This is a genomic window from Hungatella hathewayi WAL-18680, assembly GCF_000235505.1.
Classification (GTDB): domain Bacteria; phylum Bacillota; class Clostridia; order Lachnospirales; family Lachnospiraceae; genus Hungatella_A; species Hungatella_A hathewayi_A.
Genome location: NZ_JH379027.1, coordinates 110,818 through 133,020 on the forward strand (window position 1 = coordinate 110,818; position 22,203 = coordinate 133,020).

Genomic DNA, 22,203 nt, shown 5'->3' on the forward strand with positions numbered 1-22,203 from the left:
AAAGGTTCGCCGTCTACTGCCTTTTTACAGTAGAATTCTAACCATAGGTATTTTATAGACCCCGCCCTATCACTCCCAGCCACCTCTGGCTTGGTTTTGCTGTATCCTTTTTGACCTTAGCAAGTGCATACAGGCGACTTCAGCGAGCTTTATGACAATCTTGTGCTTAATCACAATCATGCCATTCGCAGTTTTAGGCAGGCGTTTCAAGGCGTTCCCCTATCATTCCACCTATCGGATTATCAGTTCTCCTAAACCGAACTTTGTTACATTCTTACGTTTGGTGCCTAACCTTTTCAGCTAGGAACGTGTCGCACTATTTACTTCCTCAACGCCTGGCTTATAAATCCATTGATTCAAAAAAGAATAGCCTGCCATATCTTCATAGAGCTTTTCGCAGAGCTCCTTAGTTGTCAGCCCGTCAGCCGTATATTTCCGCTTGACGATATACTGTACCATCAGTTCCTTTAAAACGGTGGTAGCCTTATCCGTATTTTCCTCGCCGGCCTCTGCAATGGTGGACGCATGGTTCTCCGAAAAATACCGCTGTACATCTTCAAGGATCTGGTCATAGGTCAGATTATCATTGGCTGCCGGGGCGAAGAAAATATCATTCAGATTGTTCATCTGCGCGCTCCTCCTGTCTCTCCTCCACGAAATCGTCCTGCTGACGTTCTTCTTCCTTTGGTTCCAGCATTTCCAGAACTTTATTCAGGGAGGCCGTATATTTAGGGTTGCAATAGCTGATGGCGTGAAACATACCGCCCTCCGTGGCACAGCGGTCCACCTCCTTTCCGTAGGGCAGCAAACCGTCAAAACCGCCTATGAGGTGTCCCATTTCTTCGATTGCGTGGAAGGGACGGGCGAGGCCTGCAAAGGTTAAATGTTCGTGATAACGGAAGCGGCTGTCTGCCAACAGAGGCTGATGCGCTTTCAGATAGTGAATCCCCTTTAAATCCGGAGTCAGGATTCGGATAACCAGATCGCCGGATTCAATGGCTGCGGGTGTAAACACGTTCGTCATGGCCGAACTGCAGTCGAGAATGACAAAATCAACCAGCCTGGACGCCGCTGCAATCAGCGCCATCGCCATATCGTATTTCATTTCCGGATAACTCAATGGATTCTCGCCGGCACAGTAGCCCATGAGTCCGATAAAGGGATAGGATTTCAGCACAGTCACATGGCTGGCTGCCAGGGCGGTGTCAATCTCCACGCTGCTTAAAACCTGCCCGATTGAGGCGTTAGCAGGGGCAAGCTGCTCCGGAAGCCACACAGGAAGCATGGGTACGCTGATATCCGCATTGATAAGAATGGCCTTGCTTTTATCTCTCGTGAGTGCCTTGGCGAGTATACAGCAGAACATAGATTTTCCGCTGCCTGGACTCCCCCATACGGTAATTACTTTTGCCATATGTAAAATCTCCTTTCTGGCTGAGTTATGGATTTTGACCGGGTTCTTCTCCGGTGGTTGAAGCTTCTGGTGCTTCACTGGAGGAAGTGGAAAAAACATGGCCGGAATCTGACATCTCCTCCGGCAGAGCCGGAGATTCCAGGTCCGAAAGCATTTGATCCTGCTCTGCAAGCAGTTCGGCCGCCAGCTCCTCATTGTTGCGGGAGATAAGGGCCACGTGGGCAACGCCATCGTTTTCCAGTTCCGTAATAATCCGGGCCTGCTCAGGGGTCGCCATGACGGTGACAGTGGCAGATTGTTGTTTTTCCTCGTCCTCTGCGGGCTCAGCTGTATTGTCTATGTTGGTCCCGTCAGCGCCGGTGACTGATAAAACCCTTACAAAGCGCAGTTCCGGTATCTCCCTTGCAGTTTCAAGAAAATGGTAAATACGCACAATGTCACCTGCCTGCAGCTTATCCGACAAACCGGAGGCCAGGGTTTTAACGCTTAAAGAGATTGCCACCCTTCCGGATGGGATATCATTCAGCGCAATATCCGAGGTGAGCGGAAGTGCGCTGATCTTTGACGAAAGGATATAATCTCCCTCCATTAAATCCGAGACAGCATACTTTCCCACCACGTCCTCTGTGGAGCGGGCAATATTTGCCGGCAGGTTATAGCTTCCCACCTCCGCCAGTTCCACATTTTTGTCGGTAATAATGGCGCCTTTTAAAACAGGCTTCGACACGCGGACAATTTCAGTCTTGCCGTTGGTCTGTCTGGCAATCGTTGGAAGGGCGACAAAAGCAATGACAGCGGCCAGCAGAAGGCTAAGCAGCCCAAATAAAAAACGGTTATTTAATCTCATGTTCATCTCTCCTGGTTTATTATTTCAAAGCAGCGGCGACCACCAGATTTCCCATAGCAAGAAAAGGGACAAAGGGAATCGCCAGATTTTCATTTAACTGGTTTCTTCTGGTGAGAAACACTGCAATAGCGGCAAGGGCGGCAGCGGTCAGCAGGATTGCGGTCATACGATTGACGCCGTAAATAAACCCCATGATTCCAGCCAGCTTGATGTCCCCTCCACCGACTCCGGTGCCGTCCTTAGAGACAAGGGCGGCGGTGAGCAGGACTCCAAAGCCCGCCGCCGCACCTGCAAGGGAAGCCAGCCAGGCTTCAGAAACCATCTGCCAGTTAAAGGAACCGGCGTTTAACAGAAAGGGAGCGGCAAGTGCAGCCGGACAAAATAAAACGAGCGCCCGGTCAGGCACCCGCTTATGGAACAGGTCGTAAATGGCAAAACCGGTAATCGCGCAGAATACCAGCGTTTCATATAAAAGGACCGGAATATTATTCCCGGTTAGTATACCAGTCATCATAAAGACTCCCCCGTATGGATACATGGTCGTTTAGATTGATTGACAACATTCCGTCCGGCGTCCATGTATCCCAAACCTGGGTATACACGCTGTATTGTGTATGGTCCGGAAACCACAGCGGTGTGAAATGCACAGATCGGTTATAGGTTGAGAATGCATTTGGACGGAAGGTAAATTTAGCGCTCCTTCCCCCGGAAGTCCGCTGGAGCAGACGAAGGTATGTCCCATAGTCAAATTCCGGAAATACGGAAAATGCGGTCTGAGGGTGGGTGATGTGGCTGGATGGGGCGCTGGTGGAAAGCGTTGCCCTCACGTCGGTTTTTACCCCATATCCGCTTTTCATGTTTTTTCCGGAAGCAGTCGGTACGAGATCATCCGGCATCAATGACATGGAGCCGGTGATGGAGGCGGAATATCCTGTGTAATCGTATTCCCAATATCCATTGTCAACCCAATGCCCGCCGTCGTCATGGTCGCACCAGTCCCATACCGGCACCCAGTAGCAGCGCCATACGCCCCAGTTTGCTGTCCGTTTCTGCGGGGCGTCCGGGAGTGAGGGAACCGAATAGCCCGGATTCGTGTCTGTTGCCAGCGGATCAGGCGGGACTTTCTCATTTAAGTCAACTATTTTTGCGGTAAACGTATCCTGCGCCGTATAAGCGCGCCGCACGGATATGGTGATGGGAACGGTCTGCGGGGTGCCGGGAGTGCGCCATTTTACCCAGACAACCTGTGAATCTCCGGCCGGAATCACAATATCTTGAATCCGGTAAGTCCTGCCCATAATATGAAAGGTTACAGACGCCGGATTGTCGGGTGTCAAATCCCGGTCAGACCGGAGCGTGACTGCGGTGATCACATCTGTATTCACCCGGTACTCCATGTCGGGAGCCTCTATGTCCTCGCCGGGATTTTCCGGCTCCTCGGGTCCCTCGTCAAACCACACGAGGCCAAGACCCAGATAGTTTATAATATCAGCATTGGATTGCACTCCGGTTTTGGGACCTGTCCATGCAAAAAAGCCGATATCATCATATTCCAGGAACATTGCCAGGGGCAGGTTCTGAAAGGCCACGGTGGGAAGCCGCTGTCTTAGCGCTCCGCCCGAAAGCTGATCGTACAGGGCGGCTTCCGTTGCGGTAAAACAGTAATTCATGCCATTAAATGTGACATAAGCAATGGGTTCTAAGAGTATTTTGTATTCTCCGGAAAGCATCTTTTCATAGTTGACTCCGGTGGCTTCGGCAACCATCTGGCACGCGTACTCAGAACAAAAATAGCGTTTGATAATTTCAATCGAGGTAGGCCGGCTTTTGCTGTTTACAATGGGAGGCATGGAATAAGCGGGCTGTCTGCACTGATATGGAACTGCTGATTCCATGGCAAGCGGCGTTCCGTTCCGGTACTCAATTTTATTATTGGTGCCAAAATAATAGATGGTTGCCGGCTGCGGACGGTTGGAAAAGTCTACAGAACCGCTTACAGGAATGCCTGTTTCAGCATCTACCACAGTTATCCGAACACCATCGTTTCCGGGAGACCATTTATTTTGGGACGTTCCCTGTCCCATGTTACCGCCTCCCTGGTCGATATTCCCCTCCCCGGCGGCCAGGGCGCTGGCAGGAACCAATACCAGCATCATAATCAGGGAACAGAGAATAGCAAATAGTTGCTTCAAGTGATATCACGCTCCTGTTCTTTTAAATTCTGGGTATTAAAAAGCCGCCACTCATTCAAGCGGCGGCAATACATATATTAAACTAATCTCCCATATTTCCGACCATTTTGTCCGGGTCCCCGTCACTGTCGATTGTGGACTGGATTACCTCTGCCGGAGTCACCCAGCCGAATACCGGATCGTAATACGCCCCGTTCCCATCGGTGCTGCCTGGGGCCGGCGCGCTTTCCGCTTCTGGAGCCGGCGCGGTCACATCGGGAGCGGGATTGACCGGGTGTTCCGGTCCGGGATCTTCAATAATCGTCTTTCCCTCCGGCGCAGGCGGTGTCTCTGTCGGCTTTTCTGTGGGAGAAAACTCCACAGCAACATCCTTTTCTGTTTTCTCTGCAATCTTGGGGTATTCTGCGGTTGTTGTTTCAGCCGGAGCAGTAGTTGCCGACAAGGTGGTTTCGGGAACCGCCCTTGTTGTCTCCTCTAATTCGGGCGCTGTTTCAGAAGATGATTCCACCCATTCCTGTGAGGCTGTGGAAGGGGGAGGTTCATCAGCGGTAAACTGGCTGTTCTTATCTCTGTTTACCGCCCAGCAAATTCCCAGAATAGCAACACAGCACACAGACAGCATGGTGATAAGGAAGCCTCTGGATTTAAAAAATTTCTTCATTCATTATCCTCCGATTGTTTTATTTAGCTATACTTTACGGGATATCTCTGCATTTTTCAACAAAAAGAGTATTAAAATTTTGTGTTGTGATATCCGGTCAGTTCAATTCCCTGTGTGATAACAGGATAGGAGCGTCCAAACATTTTGACATAAAACTCCGCGTCACAATAAAACGTGTATTTGACCCGGTCCCCGGTCACATGAAAATCCAGGGTGATGTTTTTGATCTTGTAATCGTCAGTAGACAGGGGAACCTTTGTGGACAGCCCCTCCCGCACCGTATCCTCCAGCATCTCCGTATAAGAACTGCTGGAATAAAGAGTGCTTAAATATTCGCTGAAATTCGTTTCCCTTTGGGATCGGTAGGTATCCGCATAGATGCTGGCACTTAAATTGTTCAGCTCCATCTTGGCTCCATTGCGGATATTGATGCAGTTAATCCGGATAGAGGCGTACAGGAGAAGAAATGAAATCAGCATGACAATTCCCACAACAAAGAAGCAGGAGTAAATGGCAATCTCTCCGTGTTCATTACAGAGCCGTCCTCTTAGCCTGCGGTAAATATATTTCATGCGCCACCTCATTTCCAATAATGTTCACTGACTCCGGAACCCCTTGCTACTATATTGATACGGACAAGACGGAGGTTCCAGAAGCCCCCCAGCTTTGCGCTGCCTTCAATCGTGATATAGAAGGGCGTTCCCAACTGGATTCCATAGCTCATGCCCGGCGGGGTGGGAGAGTGATAGGTGGCGTCAACAGAATATGTGATATTTTCCGCCCCCTCAATCTGGGAGCAGAGAAATTCAAACATCTCATCTGTTTCAGAATTGATACCGCCGGAAAGCTGTATCTGCTTTACCATCTCGTCCGCACAGTAATCCAGCTCCTGTTTCGTGGAAATGATAGAAAACAGGTCAATGATAAATGCCAGCAGCAGCACCGCGATAAAAATGAATACCATGGTGCTGAAATAGCTTGCCTCCGCCCGTTGGCTGCCCAGTATTACGCGGATTCTTTTCACTAAAATAATAATCACCGCCTTTACAGCAAAACAGCCGTCCGTGACACCAGGCGGCTGTTTTGCAAAGTTTTAACTGTACACATTATATCAGATACGGCTTTACGGTAAAATAGCAGAACCGTGCCAATATTGTGCAGATCTGTGCCAATATTCTGCCATTGGTACAGATCAAAGATTCTGGCGGATAATGCGGGTGATAATTCCAACCGCCACGCCGCGCTCCTCGTCAATTCTCGTCACTGCAAAGCTCACATCGTCCTTTTTTCCAGGCATACGCTGGTCATAGCAGGAATGGGCCACCGCATTTACCCCGTTGGAGAGCCGGACATAAACGACACCTTTGTGAACGTCCGTAACCTTACCCGCATACTTGCTTTGAATCCGGCATTTTTTCAAATTCTCGCTGTTATTATTCTGTGTTACACTCTTGATATCAGCCTTTACACTGATTTCCTCCAGGCTGTCCCGTCTCACCCCAAGAACACGCACCAGAACCTCGTCACCCACAGAAAACCGCTCATGGGCGTCCCCGACCCAGTCCCAGGCCAGATCCCGGGCCATAATGGAACATTCTACGCCGAAAATCTCCACACGGATAACCTTTTCAGCCACAGCTATAATACGGGCCTGGACAACGCGCCCTTCATAGATACGGTACATGCCCGCAGAATCACTATCCAGATAGAAAATCTGCCGTTTTTTCAGCATGGCTTCCTGTCTGCTTGCGACCACGCTGCGGGTTTTGGAGTCAATTCCCTTTACCACAAAATCTATATGAGCGCCCAGCATATTGTTCAGAATCTTGTTCTGCCGCAGCATCAAATCCGCATAAGCCTGGCCCGAAGGACTGCGCCCCACCTGAATCATCATTTCCTTCAGGGGGATTACAATACGGAAGCCTTTATAATCCGCAATGGCAATGGTTTTTCCGGAATCCGTCTGTTCAATCCCGCATAGCTGCCCCATGAGAATCCGGCGTGTTCGGTACGCATTATGGATTTCATGCCAGATAACATCTTCCCGTTCCTCGGCCGTCTCAACCTCGCTGCGTGCTTCAATCGTCAGTACCGGGGCCTCTGCCGCAGGACGGCCGCGGGAAGCACGCCGGGAGGCAGGAGGAGAAGAGGCAGAGGCCGGCTCTCTGCCTTCAGCCAAATCTTCTGTGAATTCCGTCATTTCCGCAGTCAGAGCTTCCGTCTCGCCTCCATTGGCCTCTGTGATAAAAGACGATGTTACCGATCCTTCCATAGCGTCAGACTGTTCTACAGCTTTCGTACTTCTGGTGTCGCTTTTTTTCCTTGCCGCTCTCTTAGGACTGGCAGAGGGAGGGGGATCGGAAGCTCCATCATTGATTCCAGTGACTTCAACTTCGCTGTCCTCCCAGTCAGCAGTTTCACAAGATAATTCATCATCAGACGATCCGGGAATCGCATTACCGGTTAAGTCCGGTCCCATGTCCGACAGAAGCTCGTCCAATTCAGGCTCAACTTCCCCTGCTGCAGCAGGAGCGTCCGTGCAATCAGCCATTTCCTCCAGCAAAATTGCCCCGCTGTCAGCAGCTTCGGAATTTTCTGTACCGATAACTGCGGGTTCCTGTTCTAATAATTCCTTTTTCTTAGCAGCCATAAAAACCTCCTTATAAAATGTATTAAGATAAAATAGAATCTTTATCCGATGTAATGATATCAGCCGTAAAAGTCACTTCTGGCTCAGCCGGCGCGGCTTCTTTGGCGGCGGTCTGTGCCCTGGTTTCTTTTGGCTTTCGTGCCGCCGCCTTTTTAGGCGTCTTTGGTTTGGCTTTTGCCATATCCTGTGCCTCCTGTTCTAATCTGCGCCATTCCGGAATATGGGCAGAAGCCTTGCAGGATTGGAGCTTTGGATACTCCGGGTGCTTCGAGTAGTCGAATTTATTGACTTTCAACGCCTTCTTTCCCCGGATAATTACAAGCGCCTGGTCAATCGGCAGGCGCAGCACTTCGTCCGGAGTCAGGACCGGACGTTTGCCCACGCCGCTTGTCTCCCGGTATTCAGGCGTATAGTTGGAAATACGCCATGTTCCCAGCTGCTTTGACTTGCTGGATACCGCAACGCTGGCAAGCCCTGTGCGGGAACTGATAAATTCCGCGGTCAGCTCGTCCGTACAGCCCAGAAAATACTGGATATCGCAATTTCCCAGGATTTCCTGCCACTGATTCAATGGGTAGCGGTTCTGAAGCCCCGCCAGGTTTTGAAATACGCAGCTCATTGATATATTTCTGGATCGAATTACCGAGATTTTTCTGCTTAAATCCGGAATGACGCCGCAGGCGCACAGCTCCTCTCCTAAAACATGTACCGGAACCGGAAGCCTGCCGCCCTCACAGTTTTTATCCGCAAACCGTACCAGCTTGATAAACACAAAGGACAGAAACAGCGAAGAGAGAAAATCAAAGGTGCTGTCCTGATCGCTGGTAATGCAGAAGTAAGCGCATGGTTTTTGACCCGGAAGCTCCAGGTCAATTTCATCGCGGGCAGTAATTTTCTTGATGATTTCGGACTGGAACACCTGCAGACGGCTTCCCAGCCCAATGATAACGCCGCTCCTCACAGAATCGGAAGCCTGCTTAAACAGGCTGAACGGCGCTTTTGCCGGGTGTGTGGAAGGCAGAGTATCAAATAAATTGTTGAGATCGGATTCCGCATTCAGCGTCAATAGCTGGTAAACCTGCCCGATATTCTTATTTTCAGGAGCATAGCTTCGGTCCACATATAAAACCAGAGCCTTTAATAAATTCATTTCCGCAGAATCCCAAAAGTGGTCGCCTTTTCCGTTGGTTGTGGTGTTTTTTATAATAACGTCTACAAAAAGCTGCGCCATCAGCTCCTGACCGTCAATCTCGCAAAGGCAGTTCCAGGAATCGGAATTTTCAGCGGAAACAAGATTGAACACTCGGACAATATACCCTTTATCCCGCAGATATTCGCTGGACTTTTCATAAAGCTCTGACTTTGGATCGCAGATAATCAGGGATTCCCCGCAGGCAACGCTCTGTAAGATGCGGTTCATGCAAAAGGATCGGGTTTTCATGGAGCCGCTGGCGCCATACACGGCCAGATTGCGGTTGAGTCTGGTTTCCTTGGGCACACAGACCGCCTTATTGTTCAGCATACCGAGAATGGTGCCGGGGTGCCCGCGCAGATCCGACACCAGCTCCAGGACCCCGTCCATTTCCTCACGGTTCATCCAGCCGGAGGTTCCATACGTCCCCTTGGTGGAGTATGTAAAATTCCGGTCCTTATCGTACTCGCCGTCCTCGCTGTACCCAAGACGCATGACCATAACCAGCAAAATGGCGAACAGGCCAATGCAGATTAAGACGCCATACACTCCATAGGGCGGACGGAACACCAGGGTCAGGCAGGTAAAAAAATCAGGCGTTGGCATAACCGGAGATGTACCGTCTCCAGGAACGCCGCCGCCTTGCTGCCATACTGCATAATTTCCGATAAACTGCGCCAGATAGCCCCCTGCATATAAAATGGAAAGGACTGCCAATGGCGCGGCAATCATAGTTTTGATTAATTTATATTTTCCTATGGAAAGAACCTCCTGTTAAATTTAGTAAAATCAATGGTCTGGAAGCGCATTGCGGGAATGCAGTACCGGCGCAGCACATCACACTGGAAGTCAAAGCAAACCAGCGTTCCGCCTTTCCCCTGCAGGCTGAGGGCCGCGTTAAACCGGGCAATCCGGGGCAGGTCAAAAAAATATCCGAACAGCACCGGTTCCCCACTCCGGTCAATGGCGTCATTTTCAATATGCCAGTCAGGTATCCGTTCTCCAAAGCCCTGCCCCAGTATCCGGTCAAGCTCAGCGGTCATAGCCGGATTGCAGAGAAGCCTTAAAAGCGTCTCCCCATGTGGATTGTTTGTCAGATAATAAAAATGTTCATAGTTGCCATCAAGAATAAAATAATTTTGTTTTTTCTCCCTGCCGGCAACGAGTATTTCATAAGCCAGCTCCATGCTGTCTCCAAACAGCAGCGCTTTTACATCGTCCATCTGATACTGGCTGTGGAGACGGCGCTGGCACAGCTCCATCTGCAGCAGCGCCTTAACACGAAGCTCGGAACGGTTTTCCCATCGGGTAAGGGAGTCACCATTGTTGTAGACGGAGAATATACCAGAGGGGGACAGGAGCACGCCGGCCATACGGGAGCCCCTGATTTTTGCGGCCTCCATTCCCAGATCCTTGACCTCCCGCGAGCTGTAAAAGGCCGGTTCCCCAATATGGGATACCGGGGAGCCGGACGGTGAGAATACCTCTGGTTTTATATCCCGGAAAATATGGACGCCCGCCAGTTTCATGTTTACATAGACAACTGCAATCTGATAGAGGCGCAGCCGCCTTGTAAATTCCCCCTTTAGAAGGTTTGTATCCGAATTCCCCTCCAGATAAAAAGAGAACCGGCCGGGCTGTTCTGCCATCAGCTGCGCTTTCGCCTGGGCGGTTAACCGGTATGTCCTCAAATGATCCCGGTAAAACGTGCGTATCAGCCCTTCTCTTTTCAACGTCTTGACAACAGACTCCTTATAGGTACTGCCGCCAGGAAGTCTGGAAAGCAGGTCAGCCGGAAAGTCGCCGGACAGCGCTATCAGTTCAAGAAGCTGATACAGTTGTGTATCGCGTCTGGGTAGAGTGTGGATAATTACCCCATAAAACCACCTCCTTTGTGGAAAAGACTACCGAGGCTGAAAAGACTTCGGTAAAATTCAGCCGGGCTGCTTTGCAAAAAGTAACGGAACTGTCGAAAAATCCGGTGTTAAGGTACTATCCCTAAAAAAACAGGGCAGATACCTAAAAATCGGATATATTTTTCAGCCCCTTTTCCCGCTTAGCCAGCCATGCCGGAAAACGGTTTTTGGGAATGACAAAGATACGCGTGCAGTCCTTTTCGCCAAATTCCGTTGTATTGTAGGCATCACAGAGGAGTCCCGTATCATCAACCATGATATAGGAGGCCAGAACATCTAAAATCTGCTTCAGCTCCATATTGTCGTAATCGTGGACACGCCGGGCGGGAAGCTCCATGCTGTAGGTATGGGAAAAACAGACTACGCACTCCCTGTATTTTGGCAGCGTATTCTGTCCGGCATATTGGCTCAAATAAAAGTGAAGCGGGTCAAGCAGAAATTCCACGCTCTTGCGGTTCCGGCGCTTTGGAAGCAGGCTGGGCAGCGTCACCTCCAGGATTTCATCTTCATAAAGGATCTCAACTCCATGGACCTCACAGGCCAGACCATGATATTCAGGCTTTTTTATCCCGCCGGTGGAAAAAATTAAATGACGCAGCTCACAGGCGATTTTTTCTGCCCGCAGCGCGGCGTCCGTAGACAGCACCTCATAGTTATCAGGATACCGCTGGATATCAGCAGTTCCCATAGCGTAGAGGGTATTTGACAGACGGGCCAGGTCATCGAGTATCTGCCCGATTTGTTGGGAAAGATGTTTTCTCTCCAATCACATTCCTCCATTCGTTTTTTTATAGTATTGAACCTCTCCGGACAGCTCCGCGGTACAGAATCCGGTAATACCGGGAAAATCCAGCTGATGAAGCTGCTCATGGCTGTCTACCAGCACAATCCGGCGCCCGTCATGTATTCCATGCTGGCGCAGAATGTGGCTGATCAGAACCTCCTGACCTGCCGCGGCATAGATAATTTCATAAATTTCACCGGAAAGGAAGAAGGTGATCTTAACCGGAAACTCGCCGGACGAGTGGTATTCCACACGGTCAATAAAATCCAGCAAAACCCAGACCGCCCGATTCAGTCCGCTGTCAATCGTAAAATCGGTAGTTCCAGCCGGAAAGTATCTGCCAACATTAGTCGGTACGATACGGGCCTGTCTCTGTAAGTGAGCCAGCAGGTTCTTAACCTTATCTGCTTTGTCAGGATAAAAGCGGCAGAGCTGCGTCTCCGACAAACCGGGATACATAGCAATCAGCCGCAGCAGTTCTGTGGCCTCCTGTCCGTAAAGCTCGGCTCTGGTCTTTATTTGAATCACCTCCTTATGCGTAATCAGAACGTAAAAAACACGTAATCATCAGAAAATGCGTATATAGCGCGTAATTACAGCGTATTGCGGACGTAAACGACAGTACGGGTACGGCAGAGAATACGCTTAACAGAAGTATACGAAGCGTATTCGCCACCGCAAACGGTTCTTTACAGGATTCGCAGATTACAGCAATCCTCTCGGTTTGGGTTTACATGCTGCCGCCAGTATTCGTAATGCTCCGTGACGTCCTCACATATGGTTTTTTCTGGTATATGGATTTTATCAAGGATTTTAAGCTTTACATCTAAGGGCAGGTGGCGGTAGCCTCCGTGCTGAAGGCTGTACTTTGTAAAATCCACCTCTTTGAACCATTGTCTGATCCATGTGTTGATTCTTAAAAACTCAATGACACACCTTTCAATACCAAGAGAATTAAGCATATCAAAATCCATAAATTCCTCAATCACAGGACTCAGGCGTATGGAGACATCGAAGCCAGATTCCTGCAATTTTTGAATCGCCAGTATCCGCTGTGACGGCGGGCTGGCCTTTTCATAGGTAAATGCCTTTTTATTATCTAAACAGGTGACAGTAATCTGGATATGAGCCAGTGATCTGTCCAGAATCTCCATATATTCCGGCTCTGCAATTAAAGCGGACTTTGTGACGATGAGATAGCCTATCCTGCGCCGGTTCATTTCAAGTATGGTATGGTAGGTTACCCGTTGTTCCCGTTCGCAGGGCTGGAAGCAGTCAGTCATTCCCCCCAGGCGGATAATCGTTCCCGGAGATAACTGATTCACTTTTCGGGCTATCTTCCGTACATCGGCAGCCTTTGGCTGGTCCGCGTTCCAGAAGCCGCGGAAATGAAGCAGAGAGCGGGCGTAGCAGTAGCTGCAGTTGTGCTGACACCCGCACCCATAGGTATCCAGTCTTGTATTGTATCTGCATTTATCTCCTTCATTTCCCTGGACACTCTTATAAAAACTTTTAAACTCGCTTGTATCTACCTCCTTGTGTGTTAAATAATAGTTGGTTTACGGGCTGCGGCAATCAGTAACCGGCATCACCTCACTTTTCATAGCGGAGAGCAGTACCGCCCTGCTTTCATCTGGTAAAGCAGCCAGATATGTTCTTTACACCACTCCGCGGCAGTCATATAGGATGAGAATGAATGTATAGGCGTCCCGATGCCGGAACGCCTATGAAGCTACTGTAATATAAGGTTTTCCTTCCTCTTGCGGTCAACAAGCTCCTTCAACTCCCGCCTGTCCGTTGTAATCAGTTCCTTTTCCAGATGACTGGCCTTAAATTCCACCATAATATTATTGTTATTGGTGCTGATTAATCCGTGTCCCCGTTCAAAGTGCGTTACCTCCATGGTTTCGGCGTCTGACAGGTGCAAAGATTCCTGTACGCGCATGGCCTCATCGTCCTCCAGGTTCAGAATGATTTTAGTCTTAGAGTTGTTGATAATGCCCTTTCCGAACCGTCCTTCGTCCAGATTAAAAAAGTCGTTTAAGTCCTGGCTGGCACAGACCGCAGAACCGCCATAACCGCGTATGGTTTTAAATATTTCCAGTATAAAATCACCGGCCAGCCGCGTACCCGTAGCGCCGGCGCCGGAAAGAAGCTGCCAACACTCGTCAATGAAAATAGCCTTCTCCTCCGTCCTGTTTTCCTTGGCCCTGTCCCATACGAAATCAAGCGCCACGAACATTCCCACCGCCAGCATGTCCCCTGTAAGGGAAGAAATGTCTAATACCGTATACTTGTTGTCTAAGGATACGTTGGTGGGCTGGTTAAAGCTGCGGGCAGAGCCATTTACAAGGCGGTTGATGATGTTTGCCAGGCGCCTTGTATCCTGGGACTGTTTAAGAAGCTCATATAATTCCCCCAGAATTGGCATTTCCCGATAGTTACCCGGCCGTTTTGGATCCTCCAGAGAAGCATTATCATGGGTAATGCCTCTGGCGTTGTAGGTGCGTATCAGCGCATCGTCTAAGAGCTGCCGTTCCTCGTGGGTCATATCGGGAATCAACAGGCTGAAAAAAATATGCAGCCGCTGGATTTTGGCAGCCAGCTCCGACAGGTGGATACTTGGACCATCCAGTAAGTCATTAACTGTGTGGTCGATCCGCCGGATCTCCATGATATTGATACAGTGGGGGCTGGCCGGAGAAATCTGGATAAACTCCCCGCCTACATTGGCGCAGGCCCGGTGAAACTCATGGGCTTTAAGAGGAGCCAGAATAAAGACCTGAATCCCCTTCCGTCTCATTCTCAAAGCCATGAGCTGCATGGTAAAGGTTTTGCCTGCCCCGCTGGTGCCAAGAATCGCTATATTGGCATTTTTATATACTGCGCTGTTAAAAATATCCGCAATAATAAGAGAACTGTTATATTTATTTACCCCCAGCAAAATGCCATTATCATCACACATTTCATAGCTGGTAAAGGGGTAGCAGCTTGCGGCGCCCTCTGTCAGAAGGTTGCGTTTACTCTGTTCATACAGCTTTTTCTCCATAGCCGCTAATGGCAGAGAGGTAAGAAACGCCTGCTCCTCCCTGAAGTGGCATGTATTGACGCGCATATCCTGGGAGAGCAGCAGCTTCTTCATTTCACTGACCTTCCATTCCAGATCATCTTCACTGTGGGCGGTAATGGTAATCAGCAGATTCAGGAAATAAAAGTCCTCATTGCCGGATAACCCCTCTTTTAAAAAGTAACCGCTGCGGATCGCGCCGTCGATACTGTCAAAATCCGTGTTGGTATCGCTGGCGTCCTTTAGCTTGGAGCGGTTAATACGAAGCTGCTGTCCCACCTTCTGGACAATCCTCTCTTTGGGCTGACGGGTAAGAAACATATCTAAGTCAATTCCGTCACCGGCGTTCACAATGAGGCTAAGCCATCCCGCAGGAACCTGCGGTTTAAAGCCGTCAGAGGGAATCAGCAGGTAGGAGTAATAAAGACCATCAATACAGACAGAGCGGCTGCGGGTGAAGTCTATGCTGGACGGCGCGAAAAATTCATTAGCAGGAATGCGGTCAACATCGCTTTCCCGCCCATTTTCCATGTACTTTGCAATTACCTCCTGCACCCGCTCAGAAAGCGGCTTAACGGCGCTCTCATTGCGGCACAGCAGGTTATAGAGGATATCCACGGTAAACTCGTCCTCACTGTCAGGTATGATAACCTCGTTCCCGCATTGCCGCAGGTAATTGGAAGCTGTGCGGACCGCGCTTTGTAAACACCCGATGGCTTCCCCCTCCTCCTCGGAGCGCTTGGTATTAGACCAGGGCTCATACTCAAAGATAAGAAAAAAGCGGCGTGTAACAGCTTCACGGGAGCCAACCTGCTGTACAAATTTCAGGTAATCCTCCTGCATCAGCCGGCACTGTTCATTGGTTTCCGTCGCCATCTCGCACCGCACCGCGTCCATATGGCGGGAAATGTCCGCCCGGCGGGTCAGAACCTTAAACTGCAGCTTAACCGGACTGATTTTTAAGTAGGAGATGAAGGAATAGATAATACTCCGTTGTTCCCTGGCGCTTCTCAGCATAAAGTTGATAGGCACAACTTCAACCACCTTGATATAGCGGTGATCCTTGGTATAAATAATGCCGTTTTCAATCTTGGTGATTGGAAAATAGTCAGCCACAGGATTCAAGCAGGAAAATGCTGGTTCCTGGGTGCGGGCAGCTTTCTTTAAGTGAGGCCTTTGTTTGCCATGATGTTTCTGTTTATCAGGCTTTGACTTTACGGTCCTTTTCCGCTTAACCCCTTTGCAGGGCCGCAGCTTTTGCTTTATCTTATATTCTCGTATTTCATCAAATTCTGCCGGAAAATCAGAATCAGCCAGGGTGCGGCGCTTTTTCTCCATGCTTCCTTTTGCGGATTTTTGGGCCTTTGCAGTCCTATGATCTTTCATGGATTTAGCGGCCCTTACCCGCTTTTGCTTTTCCAATTTTTGCTTTTCCGATTTGGGAGAGACAGTATCATTGGAAGTCTCTTTCCCCACAACCCGCCGGTTCTTTAAAAATTTAAGAAATATCATTAAAAAAGAGGACAGGCTTTCTCCAGATATGCCAATAAGGGCAAGGAGCGCCAGCGGCAGCGCGGTTAAACAAAGCACAATGATTCTGGCAGTCAGACCGAAAGGGAGGAACAGGAAAACCGGCAATCCGATGGCAAATGCCAGGATGCCGGCTTCAATCACGTTGCGCGCTTTAAACATACCGCCGAAAAAAGTACCGGTTTCCACGAAATTCGGCGGTATAATATAAGTATCGTGGTCATTCTGATTGTTCATTGATAACCTCATTTCTTCAGCCGTCAGGCATTTATCCGATAATCCAGAAGGGGCCACCGGCAGCAGCCCGGCGGCTGGCTTCATTTAAAATAATTGATAAATCCCAGAGCTGATTACTCCGTTTATAGCTGCCTGAGTCAGCTACCATAATTTTACCGTCCTGAACTCCCCGCAGAACAATAAAATGTCCTGACGAGGTAAAATGTCCCTTAGCCATAATCGCCACCACCAGCTTTCCTTCCGACAGGGCGTCAATAATTCGCTGGGGTTCCGAAGCGCTGCAGCCGGAAACAGGAAGCCCCCAGGCTTTAGCTGCTCCCGGAACGAGCGCGTGGTAGGAGCCGCTGCCTTTGCACCAAAAACCGTTTTTATAGGCCCAATCCGCCATTTTTGCAGGGTCAACAATTTCATCGGTGAGAGAAGAAACCACAATCGCCATAGCGCTGGGGCCACAACCATAACTTCCAACATGGTCCGTCCCATAAGGTTTACCTGCGTATCGCTCGTCCATCTGGTTAAAATAGACAACCGGGGTGCCACCGTCCGCAAACCGGATATCCCCCAGAGAAGGAATACTGTTTCCGTTCCATGCTGACAGGTTTTGCAGCATACCATCCCCCAGAAAAAGGCTCAAATTGGAAGCATAATCAGCGGCCAGCTCCTTCTGTTCATCAGTCAGCTGAAAAACATTGTCCGCAAAATGAGCTTCCCCGTTGTAGGAAATGGTATAGACCATCCATTTTTCAGTGACCGTGCTTTTTTCGTTGGTATCAGGATCGGTCTCCTCCCTGTCCCGAAACTCCTCTTTCCGGGTAAAAGAATAAAAGTAGCTTTTATTTCTACGCAGCACAGCCTCCATATCGGATAGAGATATGGTTCTAAAATCTGAATTCCGTGCCGCACAATATTGTGATATGAATAAATTCGCGTTGTAAACCGGGGCGGAGGCGTAAGGATTATGTACCTCCATCTCATCACCGTCCGAAGCAGCAAAATCCGCATCTATGCGTGCCATCACATCGTCCAGCCCCTCACTTAGAATCTGATTGATGGAAAAGGTTATGTCATTTGCATTCTCAATGACCGCCTGTTCATCATTCAGGACGGGAAGTCCATCGGTTCCGGAAGAGCCGGAGCCTGTCAAGCCGCCAAACAGCAGACCAGGGAGCATTAACACAAACAGAACCGGAAGCATAACCAAGACAGCGATAGCCGCAACAATCTTACCGATATGCCTGCGTCCGGCCAGGACAGCGCCGACAGCGGCTCCGTATGGCCCGCCGACAGCGGCTCCTTTTGCGGCGGCTGATACGGCTTTTCCTGTTTTAATTGCCCCGTGTATCGCCTGCGCTGCTGGAGCTCCTGTCTCTACGGCTTCTGATAATCCATTTTTTTGTTCTTCAGCCATTCTATATCCTGTCCTTTCTCTGCGGGGGCGGCGGGAGCTTCTTTACAATAGATTCGTTGTATGCGATAGAGCCGTCCGACGCCATGTATGGTGATTTCTCGACAGCATCGGCGGCGTACTGTTTATACCAGGAAGCCCCGTCCGCTGTCTGGATAGTGGTATAGCTCCCTGATGGAGCAGTGTACTGGGCGGTATGATACATGCCAAAGGCAGCGCCCTCCGGGTATTCCTCTGAAACTTCGGTTCCGGTAATACGGCCGCCGCCAATCTCCACATCGGAGAAAGAAGGGATATGCTCTGCGCCTTCCCCCAAAGCGGCATAGCCCATATAAGATTGAAGGGCCTGGGCTGCCTTTTCTCCTGTCATGGAGCCGGAAGCTGCGATACTTCCAGTTGCAATGGAGCTGATTACGCTGTTGGCGAAGTTCCCGCCTTTACTGACAGAAGAAGCGAATATTTGACCGCCAATTCCGCCTGAATCTTTTCCAACGCCACCGATCCCGCCAGGCGTTCCGGTCTCGGAGGAACCAGTAGCCGCCCTGGCGGCTCCATTCTGTATGGACCGGCTGACAACACCAGCAAGCCCACCGCTCATGAACCCGCCCATAGCGCCTGCAGCTCCTGACTTGGAGCCTCTGACGGAATTAGTATGAGTGGAGCTGCTGCGTCCGCCCCCGAAATGACGGCTGGAGGCATTGCGGACTGTGGACAGTCCCTTTGTGGCAATCATGGCTTCCGCCAGCATACTTCCCCCGGTATGTCCCACGTTGACGCCCAGACTTGCCATAAACGAATCTATCTTCTGGGATATTTTCAGGAAGCTGACCGCACACAAAAACCAGATCAGCACATTTCCAGCCACGGCTTCCTTCCCGGCCGAATCCACCTGGGCCTGTACATCACTTTCGCTAATAGCGGCAAAAGCCGGTTGGCAGGATAAACAGACCAGCAGCGCTACCGCCAGGACGCCCACCAGAAACTTACAGACAGCCGGGCACATGGCCGCGTCATTGAAATTGCTCGCCTTCCCGCTCGTTATGAACCATAAAAAGCCCTTTCGGGCATACTCTTTTTTCACTGTAAATAAACCTCCTTATACAGAGAGTGGATTGGCTATAAATGCGCCAACCATACTTGTAAAGAGCCGCAGGCACCAGGCGTTCATAATCAAAAGAAACACCTGTCCGCCCAACATACGGCACCATGACTTAAAAATGTTTGATGTAGCCTGGGCGGCTCCCATGGAAAAGGCCACAGGTGCAGTATAAACAAGCACTCCCAGCAGGATATAGCGCTCCGCAGCCTCAAAAAGCAGCTTTAAATAATTCCACGCCAGAATCAGCACCAGAACCAGGGTTATGAGAGCAACCGCGCCATTGGCGCAGACGCCGATGATAATCAGCATTACGGAGTTAAAATCAGCAAAGCTCAGAGCCGGAAGTTCGGAATCCAAAATCCAGCCATAAGGGGTTCCCCCGATTTCTAGCACCGTATTGACAATATTATCCGAAAAGTATGCTAACAGGATAAAAAGAACGGACCGGATGGTGAGCTTTACCGGATCTTCTGCTTCGACTCCTGTGCCAAGTCCAAAGTTTTTAAAGAGCTGCCAGACCAGATTGAGCAGTATTAATCCGATGGATAAGGCCACAAATACGTGATACATGGTTTCGGCGGCGGGAAAATAGCGCAGGAACACGGTCATATCGCAGCCAAGCGCACCTAAGACTGATGTAGTCACCAGGTCGAGGCCATTCATTACCTGTTCTGCAATCCATTCCACAATGCCGTCTAAAATCCCCATAATAGAATCACTCCCTTCTAAAATTCACCCGGCACCGGAATCAGCCGGTCCACTTTCCATCTGCGAAAAATGGGGTAATGTAAGCCATAATAAAACCCAACCCGTTTATGATGGCCCAGCTTAAACAGATACGTTTAAGCCACGCCCTGCTTTCGTCCACGGTTTTGCCGCTGCGGGAAAAGTTCATCATCAACAAAGCAACCGAGGCTGTTACAATAGCCGCCACGGTAGAGATAAGCACAATCTGGTTGTACACATCCTGCATGATTTCCTTGGCTTTTGTCCACACATCAGCCGCATAAGCGGGTTGGGAATACATGACGGATAAGCATACGGCCAGATAAGCGCAGTATGCCGCTTTCCGGACAGGGAAACGATACCTGCGCTTTCCCATCGGCTCGGGCGGTTTTGCTGTTTGGGATACAGTCATTTTTTTCAATTTACTGACCTCCTAATTTGATTTTGAATACCTGTAAAATGGAAATGCCACATTGAGTAAAGGTTATCCCAACGCGGCATTTTCCTGGCGGTACAGCCATTTGGGCATGAAAAAACACCTTTCGGAAAAGGTGTGGATTCAGCCCGATTTAATTTTAGGTGCAAGTTTGAGCATATTCATTTTAACACATCGGGATTTACGGCGAAAGGGCAGAACTGTGCCAATGTTCTCTCAATCCTGTGCCAATTTTTTGCCATGGAGCTGATCCGGGAAAAATTGTTCCAGAATCGCCATACTGTCTTTGGCGGTATAGCCCCACAGGACTGAACTCAGTGCGTCGATAGCTTCCCTTCGGCGCCGGTAATAGGTTCGGAAGCTGATATCACGGATATGTGGGCGCAGCTTTTCGATAATTTCGTCCACATTGCGAAGCTGCTGGGGGGATAAAAAGGAGTAGTACAGCAGCCAGTAAAAAGATTCTCCATTTTTGTGCTTTGTGCGGAGAAGATCAATGGCCGTATCCAGCAGCTTGAGCATTTTGTGGCTCTGTTCAATGCATTGGGCATGGTGTTCGATTGCGCTGCCGGTCAAATCCGCCCCGGCTAAGTAAATGGAATCCAAAAATTCTTCAACGGCGTTTCCGTATTCAATTTCAAATGTGTTGCGGACTTGCTGCACAGACAGTTCCAGGCTCCATACGACATCACGGTATTTTTTCAGAAGTGTCCAGGTATTGTGGTACAGCGGGTTATCAGCATGATTCAGTTCATTCTTTTTTTTCATTCTCATTTCCTCCTGGGTTCCATCTCCGCACAGGGAGAGAGCGTAAGTTCAAAGGTACAGACCTGTTTACCATCACCGCAGAGGACAGCCAGACCAATGCGGGATTCAGAAATTCCTCGTGCGCGGATTAGAGACTCTTCCATGCAGGCGTTTGATAAAGGATATAACTTATATTGGGATTTGGGACATTCAAAGCACGGAATCCCTTGTGCAGACAGGACTTTCGCCATCTGCCGGAGTATGATTTCAATGTGCGCTTTTGAAACGCTGGAAAGCTCATTTGAGACGCAGACATTATATTCCGGCACAGGCTGATTATCCCCGGATTCTGCTTCATCGGGCAGCTCCAGCTTAATATTCAGTATCATGGCAACCTCCTCTTTATCTATCATGACGTCTGATATCTGAAACATGGTGGATAAGTAGCTTTGAAGATAAATCACATTGCCATGGCGGCCAGGGAAGGTCAGCAGAGTGAGGTATTCCAGATCGGAAAGTCTTTTTAAGACCCGTCCAACAGTAGCTTTAGAGATCCCCCACCGGGCGGACAATTCCGTGTAAGTTACAAGAGGGTTTCCGGTGCCGTTTCTAATATAGACTACCGGACCGACATCAGAGCCGTCCACCTGCTCATCGTTGTAGACCGTAGAAATCCATAAGTCCAGCGCAATGTCCATTTCAGAGCAGCGGCTGGTACTTAAAAGCTCCATGGCCGTGGAGACAGGCATAAAAAAGAAGCCGGTGTCCTTTTGGCAGGGGCAATTATAATCCAGGACAGTATTATGCTTTTTCCAGTCCCGGATTTTATATTTGATTACCTTACCACGGTTAAGCTGCAGGAAGGATATCAGGTGGAGGCTTTGGAGCTTTTCCAGGATATTGACGGCCTGGTATTGGAAGCGGGTGCGGAACCATGCTGCCAGCTCTTTTGTGGTACAAATCCACTCGCCAGGGTAGATGGTATAGCTGATCCCATCTATGTGGCGGTACGAGGTACGGAAATTGGCAAAATTACAGAGTACCACATAATGAAAAAGACCGGAGCCTTCACTTGCGCGAAAGCTTCGGTCATCCATAAGTGTACGGACAAATTGGCGGTATATCCGGCAGCGCGGATAGTCCACGATCTGCTTGATTTGAAGTTGATATTCTGACATAGATTCTCCTTGTTAAAAAGTATAATTTGCGGTAATATGGGATAAGACTCAGGTGAACCTCGAACCTATCCTTTTCAACTATATTGTAAAACTGCTAATATTTTGCTAATACGACCAGCAAA

Annotated in this window: 21 protein-coding genes; all 21 read right to left on the bottom strand. The window is 49.5% G+C overall.

Features of this window, described 5'->3' with window-relative positions:
- Positions 1–300: 300 nt before the first annotated feature.
- The gene (locus tag HMPREF9473_RS00570) at positions 301–627 is read right to left on the bottom strand and encodes a hypothetical protein (RefSeq protein WP_006773321.1); all 327 of its coding nucleotides are present in this window, start codon (positions 625–627) and stop codon (positions 301–303) included.
- Entirely contained in the window at positions 611–1,414 is an 804-nt protein-coding gene (locus tag HMPREF9473_RS00575) for a hypothetical protein (RefSeq protein ID WP_006773322.1), read from the bottom strand. Before HMPREF9473_RS00575 ends, HMPREF9473_RS00570 begins: the two co-directional genes overlap by 17 nt.
- Before the next feature lie 25 nt (positions 1,415–1,439).
- Positions 1,440–2,261: a Flp pilus assembly protein CpaB gene (gene cpaB / locus HMPREF9473_RS00580; RefSeq protein ID WP_006778115.1), complete on the bottom strand. Its 822-nt coding sequence runs from the start codon at positions 2,259–2,261 to the stop codon at positions 1,440–1,442.
- A 19-nt stretch (positions 2,262–2,280) separates the two neighbouring features.
- Entirely contained in the window at positions 2,281–2,775 is a 495-nt protein-coding gene (locus tag HMPREF9473_RS00585) for a prepilin peptidase (RefSeq protein ID WP_006773324.1), read from the bottom strand.
- Positions 2,747–4,453: a hypothetical protein gene (locus HMPREF9473_RS00590; protein ID WP_006778116.1), complete on the bottom strand. Its 1,707-nt coding sequence runs from the start codon at positions 4,451–4,453 to the stop codon at positions 2,747–2,749. The genes HMPREF9473_RS00585 and HMPREF9473_RS00590 overlap by 29 nt, the downstream gene beginning before the upstream one ends.
- Positions 4,454–4,535: 82 nt before the next feature.
- Entirely contained in the window at positions 4,536–5,114 is a 579-nt protein-coding gene (locus HMPREF9473_RS00595; RefSeq protein WP_006773326.1) for a DUF6550 family protein, read from the bottom strand.
- Between the two features lie 71 nt (positions 5,115–5,185).
- Positions 5,186–5,686: a hypothetical protein gene (locus tag HMPREF9473_RS00600; RefSeq protein WP_006778117.1), complete on the bottom strand. Its 501-nt coding sequence runs from the start codon at positions 5,684–5,686 to the stop codon at positions 5,186–5,188.
- A gap of 8 nt (positions 5,687–5,694) precedes the next feature.
- Complete coding sequence (locus HMPREF9473_RS00605) at positions 5,695–6,138, bottom strand: DUF4320 family protein (RefSeq protein WP_006778118.1); 444 nt, start codon at positions 6,136–6,138, stop codon at positions 5,695–5,697.
- A gap of 168 nt (positions 6,139–6,306) precedes the next feature.
- Complete coding sequence (locus HMPREF9473_RS00610) at positions 6,307–7,764, bottom strand: S1 RNA-binding domain-containing protein (RefSeq protein WP_006773329.1); 1,458 nt, start codon at positions 7,762–7,764, stop codon at positions 6,307–6,309.
- Between the two features lie 22 nt (positions 7,765–7,786).
- Positions 7,787–9,688, bottom strand: a complete 1,902-nt coding sequence (locus tag HMPREF9473_RS00615; protein WP_006773330.1) for a VirD4-like conjugal transfer protein, CD1115 family — start codon at positions 9,686–9,688, stop codon at positions 7,787–7,789.
- 23 nt (positions 9,689–9,711) lie between these two features.
- Entirely contained in the window at positions 9,712–10,647 is a 936-nt protein-coding gene (locus HMPREF9473_RS00620) for a hypothetical protein (protein ID WP_006773331.1), read from the bottom strand.
- A gap of 328 nt (positions 10,648–10,975) precedes the next feature.
- Complete coding sequence (locus HMPREF9473_RS00625) at positions 10,976–11,638, bottom strand: DUF6100 family protein (protein ID WP_006773333.1); 663 nt, start codon at positions 11,636–11,638, stop codon at positions 10,976–10,978.
- Positions 11,639–12,184, bottom strand: coding sequence for a DUF5697 family protein (locus HMPREF9473_RS00630; protein ID WP_006773334.1), 546 nt, complete (start codon positions 12,182–12,184; stop codon positions 11,639–11,641).
- Positions 12,185–12,345: 161 nt separating this feature from the next.
- A complete protein-coding gene (locus tag HMPREF9473_RS28455; RefSeq protein ID WP_347509088.1) occupies positions 12,346–13,110 on the bottom strand; it encodes an SPL family radical SAM protein in 765 nt (254 codons plus the stop codon).
- 278 nt (positions 13,111–13,388) lie between these two features.
- Positions 13,389–16,490, bottom strand: coding sequence for a VirB4 family type IV secretion system protein (locus HMPREF9473_RS00640; RefSeq protein ID WP_006773337.1), 3,102 nt, complete (start codon positions 16,488–16,490; stop codon positions 13,389–13,391).
- A 31-nt stretch (positions 16,491–16,521) separates the two neighbouring features.
- The gene (locus HMPREF9473_RS00645) at positions 16,522–17,898 is read right to left on the bottom strand and encodes a C39 family peptidase (RefSeq protein WP_006773338.1); all 1,377 of its coding nucleotides are present in this window, start codon (positions 17,896–17,898) and stop codon (positions 16,522–16,524) included.
- Between the two features lies 1 nt (position 17,899).
- Positions 17,900–18,976: a hypothetical protein gene (locus HMPREF9473_RS00650; protein ID WP_006773339.1), complete on the bottom strand. Its 1,077-nt coding sequence runs from the start codon at positions 18,974–18,976 to the stop codon at positions 17,900–17,902.
- Between the two features lie 15 nt (positions 18,977–18,991).
- Positions 18,992–19,702, bottom strand: coding sequence for a hypothetical protein (locus HMPREF9473_RS00655; RefSeq protein ID WP_006773340.1), 711 nt, complete (start codon positions 19,700–19,702; stop codon positions 18,992–18,994).
- A 40-nt stretch (positions 19,703–19,742) separates the two neighbouring features.
- Positions 19,743–20,132, bottom strand: coding sequence for a hypothetical protein (locus HMPREF9473_RS00660; protein WP_006773341.1), 390 nt, complete (start codon positions 20,130–20,132; stop codon positions 19,743–19,745).
- 240 nt (positions 20,133–20,372) lie between these two features.
- Positions 20,373–20,924 (bottom strand): hypothetical protein, encoded by a 552-nt coding sequence (locus tag HMPREF9473_RS00665; protein ID WP_006778122.1) that lies wholly within the window; start codon positions 20,922–20,924, stop codon positions 20,373–20,375.
- 2 nt (positions 20,925–20,926) lie between these two features.
- Positions 20,927–22,081: a MarR family transcriptional regulator gene (locus HMPREF9473_RS00670; RefSeq protein ID WP_006778123.1), complete on the bottom strand. Its 1,155-nt coding sequence runs from the start codon at positions 22,079–22,081 to the stop codon at positions 20,927–20,929.
- Between the last annotated feature and the right edge of the window lie 122 nt (positions 22,082–22,203).